Origin of the sequence: Vibrio sp. OPT20 (genome assembly GCF_963889365.1) — a bacterium.
Taxonomy (GTDB): domain Bacteria; phylum Pseudomonadota; class Gammaproteobacteria; order Enterobacterales; family Vibrionaceae; genus Vibrio; species Vibrio splendidus.
The window spans coordinates 1-242 of record NZ_CAWPOA010000063.1; the positions used below are offsets into that span (position 1 = coordinate 1).

Genomic DNA, 242 nt, shown 5'->3' on the forward strand with positions numbered 1-242 from the left:
CCTCTCGCGTCAAGATATGCCTAGGTGGGATTAGCTAGTTGGTGAGGTAATGGCTCACCAAGGCGACGATCCCTAGCTGGTCTGAGAGGATGATCAGCCACACTGGAACTGAGACACGGTCCAGACTCCTACGGGAGGCAGCAGTGGGGAATATTGCACAATGGGCGAAAGCCTGATGCAGCCATGCCGCGTGTATGAAGAAGGCCTTCGGGTTGTAAAGTACTTTCAGTTGTGAGGAAGGG

The 242-nt window shown here is 54.1% G+C and carries 1 rRNA gene; it reads left to right on the top strand.

Annotated elements, in window-relative coordinates:
* A 16S ribosomal RNA gene (locus AACR09_RS15810) occupies positions 1-242 on the top strand; the annotation flags it as partial.